This window comes from Sphingomonas bacterium, assembly GCF_903643035.1.
Lineage (GTDB): Bacteria > Pseudomonadota > Alphaproteobacteria > Sphingomonadales > Sphingomonadaceae > Sphingomonas.
Map to the genome: position 1 here is coordinate 1 of NZ_CAHJWW010000138.1, position 7,560 is coordinate 7,560.

General features: G+C 71.0%; 7 protein-coding genes. 4 read left to right on the forward strand and 3 right to left on the reverse strand.

The window, feature by feature from the left end:
• Positions 1–843, reverse strand: an 843-nt coding sequence (locus HUV01_RS09720; protein WP_438827165.1) for a hypothetical protein, incomplete at its 3' end; no start/stop codon positions are given.
• 186 nt (positions 844–1,029) lie between these two features.
• Between HUV01_RS09720 and cls the strand changes: the two genes are divergently transcribed.
• From cls to HUV01_RS09735, 3 genes are all read left to right on the forward strand, one after another.
• Entirely contained in the window at positions 1,030–2,463 is a 1,434-nt protein-coding gene (cls, locus tag HUV01_RS09725) for a cardiolipin synthase (protein ID WP_174298076.1), read from the forward strand.
• A gap of 169 nt (positions 2,464–2,632) precedes the next feature.
• On the forward strand, positions 2,633–3,055 hold the full coding sequence (locus HUV01_RS09730; protein WP_174298077.1) for a hypothetical protein: 423 nt from the start codon (positions 2,633–2,635) through the stop codon (positions 3,053–3,055).
• 97 nt (positions 3,056–3,152) lie between these two features.
• Positions 3,153–3,473, forward strand: a complete 321-nt coding sequence (locus tag HUV01_RS09735) for a DUF3297 family protein (RefSeq protein WP_174298078.1) — start codon at positions 3,153–3,155, stop codon at positions 3,471–3,473.
• Between the two features lie 66 nt (positions 3,474–3,539).
• Here the strand turns inward: HUV01_RS09735 and HUV01_RS09740 are convergent, their stop codons facing one another.
• Both HUV01_RS09740 and HUV01_RS09745 read right to left on the reverse strand, forming a co-directional pair.
• Entirely contained in the window at positions 3,540–4,346 is an 807-nt protein-coding gene (locus HUV01_RS09740; protein ID WP_174298079.1) for a LytR/AlgR family response regulator transcription factor, read from the reverse strand.
• Positions 4,343–5,428, reverse strand: a complete 1,086-nt coding sequence (locus HUV01_RS09745; RefSeq protein WP_174298081.1) for a sensor histidine kinase — start codon at positions 5,426–5,428, stop codon at positions 4,343–4,345. Before HUV01_RS09745 ends, HUV01_RS09740 begins: the two co-directional genes overlap by 4 nt.
• A 262-nt stretch (positions 5,429–5,690) precedes the next feature.
• Here HUV01_RS09745 and ligA point away from each other — a divergent pair.
• The coding region (gene ligA / locus HUV01_RS09750) for an NAD-dependent DNA ligase LigA (RefSeq protein WP_174298080.1) at positions 5,691–7,560 on the forward strand (1,870 nt) is incomplete at its 3' end.

The window sequence follows — 7,560 nt, forward strand, 5'->3', positions numbered from 1 at the left end:
GGCCGGCGCGGCGACGCGCCCGCGCGCGAGCCACGCCGTCAGCGCGGCCGCGACCGCGGGGATCGCCACCATCGTTCCCGTCAGCAGGTGCGTCCAGCTGTCGCGATCCGGCAGGTAGACGAGCCGCAGCAGCGGCAGCATGCCGCCAAGGTACAGCGGAAAGGCCAGCGGCAGCACCGCCGCATATCCCGCGCAGGACAGCGCGAGCGCGATCCATTCGGCGCCCGCCGCTCGCCCTATCGACCGCCGCCGCGCGATCGCCCAGCCCGCGACCGCGAGCAGGGACAGCAGGAGATGCGGCTTGACGACCGTCATCAGCCCCGCGCCGAGGCCGGCGGTCCAGGCATCGATCCGCCCGACCGGTCGCCCCTCGGCCCGCGCGACCAGCAGCGCGAGCATTGGCAGTCCCGCGATCAGGGCGACATGCTCGCGCTGCGCGAAGAGGTCGGCGGGGAGCACCAGCAGGACGAACGCCGCCGCCGCCGCGAGGCGACCGCGCGATCCAGCGGGGGGATCGAGCAACCGTCCGGCCCGCATGATCGAAAGCCCGGCCAGCGCGGCGACGATCGCGACCGTCACCGCCTCGACCGGCAGCGCCAGTGCGCGCGCGACCGCCACGAACGGCATGTAGAGCAGGACGGAGGCGGGTGGATTGACCTCCTCGACATCGCGGTACAGCGTCGCGCCGTCGATCACGCGCTCCGCGACGGTCGTCAGCCAGGACACGTCGCAGTCGAGCGACGAGCGCGCCTGCAGCGCGAGCGCGAGCGCGGTCACCGGCATGGCCCACCACGCCGGATGCCCGAACCGGGAGGGCAGGGCAGGAAGGCGGGCCGCGATCACCCCGCGACGATAGGCGACGCCGGTTGCGGTCCGCTTAAGGCGCCGCCCGCATGGACGATCTGGCGGGGCAGGGGCGCCAAGGCGTCGCCTCGACCGCCCGACGCGGAACAGGGACGGGGCGGGGATGGACGGCGCCCGTCCGATAACCGCTTTCTGCCGGCCTGTCCGCCGTTATACCTTCTGTCCATGCACCTGAACCTGCATGGCTGGGAGACCGCCTATTACGCGCTCGAATGGGCGATCCGGCTCGGCGCGCTCGCGATCGTGCCGTTGCGGCGGTCGCCGCAGGCGAGTGCGGGATGGCTGATGACCATCTTCTTCCTGCCGGTCGCGGGGCTGGTCGCCTTCTGGATGATCGGCAGCCCGCATTTCCCGGCCTGGCGGCGCGAGCGGTTCGAGAGCCTGAAGCCCTATTTCGACCGGATCGCGCGCGAGCTTGGCCGGCATCCGCCCGACGACCCGGGCGCGATCGACGCGCTGGCGCAGCGGCTGGGCTATTTCCCGGCGGTGTGCGGCAACGCGGTCGAGCTGATCGACGACTATGACGGGCTGATCGACCGGCTGGTCGCCGACATCGACGCGGCGCGGCGGCGCGTCCTGCTGACCGTCTATATCTTCGCGGACGACGCCGTCGGCCACAAGGTCGCGGACGCGATCGCGCGCGCGGTCGGACGCGGCGTCACCTGCCGCGTGCTGTTCGATCCGGTCGGGTCGCACCGCTGGCGGCGCGGCACGCTCCGGATGCTGCGCGCGACGGGGGCGGAGGTGCAGGAGGCGCTGCCGTTCCGGCTGGGGCGGCTGCGGACGCGGCGCGACATGCGGAACCATCGCAAGCTGTTCGCCATCGACGGCGAGGTGGGATATGCGGGCTCGCAGAACATCGTCGCCAAGGATTTCCGCCGCGGCATCGTCAACCGCGAGCTCGTGGCGCGCGTCACCGGGCCAGTCGTCGCCGAGATCGAGGCAACGGTGCGCGCCGACTGGTTCCTGGAGACGCAGGTCAGGCCGGACGGGGAGGATGCGGAGGACGTGGGCGATGCGCAGGACGGGCGCCCGCCCGCCCGCACGGGCGACGCCTGTCTCCAGCTGCTGCCCAGCGGCGAGGAATATGCGATGGAGGGGTTCGAGACGCTGCTGGTGTGGCAGATCCACCAGGCGCGCAGGCAGGTGGTGCTGGCGACGCCCTATTTCATTCCCGACGACGATGTGGTGGGCGCGATGCGCACCGCCTGCGCGCGGGGCGTGGCCGTCGACCTCGTCATGCCGGCGGTGGTTGACCAGCGGCTCGTCCACTTGGCACAATGCTCCTATTACGCCCAGCTGCTCGACGCAGGGGTGCGCATCCACCAGTTCCGCGACTATCTGCTGCACGCCAAGAACGTCAGCGTGGATTCGCGGGTCGCCATCGTGGGATCGAGCAACGTCGACCTGCGCTCGTTCAAGCTGAACGAGGAGGCGTCGCTGCTGCTCCACGATGCCGCCTCGGTCGCGGGCGTCGAGGCGGTGCAGCGCGGCTATCTGGAGAACAGCGATCCCGTCGACCGCGACGCCTGGAGCCGCCGGGCATGGCCGCGGCGGCTGGCGGAGAACATCGCCCGGCTGGTCAGCCCGCTGTTGTGACGCGCGCCCCCCTCCCCGCTCCAGCCCGCCCCGGCGACATCGGCGCATAAACACCGGCTTAACGGGTCATTCCGTCCCGGTTCAGCGCGACTCGCCTAATCCCTGTCTAACGCTCCCGCCCCGTGCATCGACGCGGCGGAACGGACGGTCGGACATTAGGAGGTTTGATATGAACAAGGTGCTTACGAAGCTGGGCCTGGGAGCCCTGCTGGCGGCGACCGTGATGTCGGCGGCGGTGCCCGCGGAGGCGCAGCGGTTCGGCGGCGGGTTCCATGGCGGCGGTGGTTTCCGCGGCGGCTATCGCGGTGGTGGCGGCTATCGCGGCGGCTATGGTCGTGGCGGCATCGGCGCGGGCGGCGCGGCCGTGTTGGGCGGGATCGTCGGGCTGGGCGTCGGCGCGGCGATCGCGGGCAACCATGGCTATGGCGGCGGTTACGGCGGCTATGGCGGTCCGCGCGGCTACTATGGCGGTTACGGCGGTTACGGGGCCTATGGCTATCCGGGCTATGGCTATTACGATGGCCCGCGCTGCTTCACGGAGTTCCGGCGCGACTATTACGGCTATCGCGTTCCCGTCCGCGTCTGCGACTGAGCGATCCGTCCAGACTGGTCTGCCGAACGGCGCGGGGGTCTCTCCCGCGCCGTTTCGCTATGGAAATCATGCGCCATCTAGGCCAAGGCGCGCGCCCATGACCGATACGCCCCCCGACCATCTGTCTTCCAACCCGCGCAGCCCGTTCTTCGACGAGGCGCTGCTGGCACGCGGGATCGGCATCCGCTTCAAGGGCGCCGAGCGTCGCGACGTCGAGGAATACTCGATCTCGGAAGGCTGGATCCGCGTCGCTCTGGGCAAGAAGGTCGATCGCCGCGGCCAGCCGCTGACGCTGAAGCTGTCGGGTCCGGTCGAGGCATGGTTCGAACGTCCGGCGGACGGCGCGGGCGAGCCGCTCGCCGAGCCGATCGCCGACGGGGCGGTGGGCACGCCACAGGCTCCGCCAACGGACCTGTGACGCCCGTTCGGCGAGGTCCGGCCGCCGCCCCGGTCCCGTCTACCGGTATCCCCGCGCCCGCACCCTTCAGTGGACGAAGCGGGCCACCACCTCGCGATACGAGCGGCTGACCTTCACCGACGCGCCCGACCCCAGCACGAGGAAGCACTCGCCGTTGGTATGCGGCCTCACCTGCTTGACGAGGTCGAGGTTCACGATCGTCGAACGGTGGATGCGCTGGAACCGGCGCGGGTCAAGCCTTTTCTCCAGGTCCTTCATCGTCTCGCGCAGGATCAGCGTGTTGTCGGCGGTATAGATGCACATATAGTCGCCGGCGGCGTCGATCCGCTCGATCGTGTCGACGTCGACGCGGAAGATCTGGCCGCGATCCTTGATGTTTATCATCTTCTCGAACCGGTTGGAGGCGACCGCGTCCGGCGCCGTCCCGTCGGCCATCGCGTCCACCGCGTCGGGCGCGACCTCGGCCAGCACCTCCTTCAGCTTCTCGGTCTCCTCCGCCCCGCGCCGGTCGGCGAGCCGCTGGCGCACGCGGTCGATCGTGTCGGCGAGGCGCGATTCATCCACCGGCTTCATCAGATAGTCGGTCGCCTGCGCCTCGAACGCGCGCAGCGCATGGTCCGAATAGGCGGTGACGAACACGAACAGCGGCGGCTCCACGTCCATCAGTCCCTGGACGACCGAGAAGCCGTCGAAGCCCGGCATCTGGATGTCGAGGAAGACGAGGTCGGGCTTGTGCGTCTTGATCGCGCCGATCGCCTCGCGGCCGTTCTGGCACTTGGCGACGATCTCGACGTCCTCGTGCGCGGCGAGCCTGAGTTCGAGGCCCTGGATGGCCAGCGGTTCGTCGTCGACCAGGATGGTACGGATGCTCATGCGACCTCTCTTGTCGGTTCTTCAAGCTGGAACGGGATCTCGATCTCGACCCCGAACCCGCCGCTGGGCAGCGCGCGGATCTGGAACCGCTGGTCCTGGCCATAGGCCTGCGCCAGCCTGTCCCTGATGTTCGCGATGCCGACGCCGGTGGAAAGGCTTGGCCGTTTGGGCGCGGTCTGCAAGCCCGGACCGGTGTCGGACACGTCGATCTGCACCCGATCCCCGGCGAGCCGCGCGGTGACGCGGATATCCGCGCCGTCCTCCTTGGGCGTGACCGCGTATTTGATCGCGTTCTCGACCAGCGGCTGGAGCAGCAGCGACGGCAGCCGCGCCTTCTCCACGCGCGGATCGATCTCGAAACTCGGCCGCAGCCGCGCCTCGAACCGCATCTTCTCGATCTCCAGGTACAGCTTCAGCGTCTCGACCTCCTGCGCCAGCGTCACATGCGCGGTGGGCTCGTTGGCGAGCGTGTAGCGCAGGAAGGACGACAACCGGCTGAGCATGGCGTTCGCCCGCTGCGTGTCCTTGAGCAGCACCAGCGTCGAGATGGAGTTGAGCGTGTTGAACAGGAAATGCGGGTTCAGCTGATAGCGCAGCATCGCGAGCTGCGCCGCCGACGCCTGCATCTCTAGCGCCTCCATCTGGTCCGCCTGCTGCTCGACGATCAGGTAGAAGTTGATCCCGAAATACAGCGCCGACCAGCCGAGCAGCACCGTGAAGTTCAGGAACAGAGGGCCAAGGAGCAACGTCATGTCGAACCCGGGCGGCTCTGGCCGCGCGAGCGAATAGTTGAGCGTGTCCAGCACCGCATAGAGCATCGTCGCCGCGAGCAGCGTCACCATCGCGAGCGGGATGCCGAAGATGCGCCGCAGCTCGCGCCGGTAGTAGCCATAGAGCGTCGAGAGGAGTAGCGTGATGCAATAGCCGATGATCGCCTCGACGACCACGGGCACCGTCACCTGCAGGCTCCAGCCGTTGGAGACCGACGAGACGCCGCGGAGCAGCAGATACCCGCTCCAGCCGGCCGCCTGCAGCGCCCAGAACGCGCGGACATGGTCCTCGAAGAACGGACGGACGGCCACCGGCGGACCGGCGGGCGCCGATCGGACGCCAGTGCCGGGTGCGGTGCCGGACGCTGAACCGGGCGAGGAGGAGGAGGCGGGCAGGCTGGCCACGACCGGGCTTCTACACGCGTAGGCTATGGGGAGCAAAAGCGGACGCGGGCTCGCGCGCGAGCTGGTCGACGCGGCGTCGGAGGGCGCTCCAGCGTCCGCGGGAGGATGGCGGCCCGAGACCTCAGGCTTACGGCTTGATGGGCGCGGCGTGGCTGCGTAACCCGGCGTCATGTCCGCTGCCGATCCCGATCCCGCCGCCGAGCTCGCCTTCCTCGCCGCCGAGATCGCGCGGCACGACCGGGCGTACCACGACGCCGACTCGCCCGAGATCAGCGACGCCGACTATGACGCGCTCGTCGCGCGCAACCGCGCGCTGGAGGCCGCGCATCCGGGGCTGGTCCGCGCCGACAGCCCGTCGGTCCGCGTCGGCGTCGCGCCTGTCTCGCCGCTGGCGAAGGTCCGCCACGCCCGCGCGATGACCAGCCTCGACAACGCGTTCTCCGGCGACGAGGTGGCCGAGTTCGTGGCGCGCGTCCGCCGCTTCCTGCGCCTGGCCGACGACGAGCCGGTCGCGATGACCGCGGAGCCCAAGATCGACGGGCTCTCCTGCTCGCTGCGGTATCGGGACGGCCTGCTCGTCCAGGCGCTGACCCGCGGCGACGGCCAGGTGGGGGAGGTCGTGACCGACAACGCCCGCACGATCGCCGACGTCCCCCAAAGGCTGCCGGACGGCGCGCCCGCCGTGTTCGAGGTGCGGGGCGAGATCTACATGGCCAAGGCGGATTTCGCGGAGCTCAACGCCCGGCTGCTCGCCGAGGCGGACGACCCCGCCAGGGCGCGCCAGTTCGCCAACCCGCGCAACGCCGCCGCCGGGTCGCTGCGCCAGAAGGATGCGACCGTCACCGCCAGCCGCCGGCTGCGCTTCCTCGCGCACGGCTGGGGCGAGGCGTCGGCCGTGCCGGGCGGCACGCAGGGCGAGGTGATCGGTGCGATCCGCGGCTGGGGCTTCCCGGTAGCGGACGCGTTCGCGCGGGTGGCCGACCTCCAGGCGGCGCTGGCGGCGTATCGCGCGATCGAGGGGAGCCGCGCGGACCTGCCGTTCGACATCGACGGCGTCGTCTACAAGCTCGACCGGCTCGACTGGCAGGAGCGGCTGGGCTTCGCGGCGCGGTCCCCACGCTGGGCGATCGCGCACAAGTTCCCGGCCCAGCGCGCGCAGACCACGCTGGAGCGGATCGACGTGCAGGTCGGGCGCACCGGCAAGCTGACGCCGGTCGCGCGGCTCGCCCCCGTCACCGTCGGCGGCGTCGTCGTCACCAACGCGACGCTGCACAATGCCGACGAGATCGGCCGGCTGGGCGTGCGGCCCGGCGACCGGGTGGTGCTCCAGCGCGCGGGCGACGTGATCCCGCAGATCGTCGAGAACCTGTCCCGCGACGAGCCGCGCGACGCCTGGGAGTTCCCCACCTGCTGCCCGCAGTGCGGCTCGCTCGCCGAGCGCGAGCCGGGCGAGGTCGACTGGCGCTGCTCGGGCGGGCTCGTGTGCCCCGCGCAGCGCGTCGAGCGGCTGCGCCACTTCGCCTCGCGCCAGGCGATGGACATCGACGGGCTGGGCACGACCAATATCGAGAGCTTCTTCGCCGACGGGCTGATCGGGACGCCGGCCGACATCTTCCGCATCACCGAAGCGACGCTGCTGGCCCGCGAGCGGTGGGCGGAGGTGTCGGCGCGCAACCTGGTGGCCGCGATCGACGCCAGGCGCGCGGCCCCGCTCGACCGGTTCCTGTTCGCGCTCGGCATCCGCCATGTCGGCGAGGTGACGGCGCGCGACCTTGCGCGGCGCTGGACGAGCTGGGCCGCGTTCGACGCCGCGATGGCGCGCGCGCTCGCGGTCCGGGAGGCGCACGTCCCGGCGCTGGGCGAGAGCGACGACAAGGCGCTCGCGCGGCTGGGCAAGGAGCTGGCGGCGGTGCTGGAGACGCCCGGCGTCGGGCCGGAGGTAGCGTTGGCGCTGGCGGACTTTCTCGCCGAGCCGCGCAACCGCGCCGCGCTCGACGACCTGCTGGGCGAGGTCGCGCCCGCCGATGTCGTCCACGCGG

Bases quoted from the DNA above. Each gene is read 5' to 3' on its own strand.
- HUV01_RS09735 (WP_174298078.1), top strand. From the start codon at position 3,153: ATGACCGATACGCCCCCCGACCATCTGTCTTCCAACCCGCGCAGCCCG.
- HUV01_RS09740 (WP_174298079.1), bottom strand. From the start codon at position 4,346: ATGAGCATCCGTACCATCCTGGTCGACGACGAACCGCTGGCCATCCAG.
- cls (WP_174298076.1), top strand. From the start codon at position 1,030: ATGCACCTGAACCTGCATGGCTGGGAGACCGCCTATTACGCGCTCGAA.
- HUV01_RS09730 (WP_174298077.1), top strand. From the start codon at position 2,633: ATGAACAAGGTGCTTACGAAGCTGGGCCTGGGAGCCCTGCTGGCGGCG.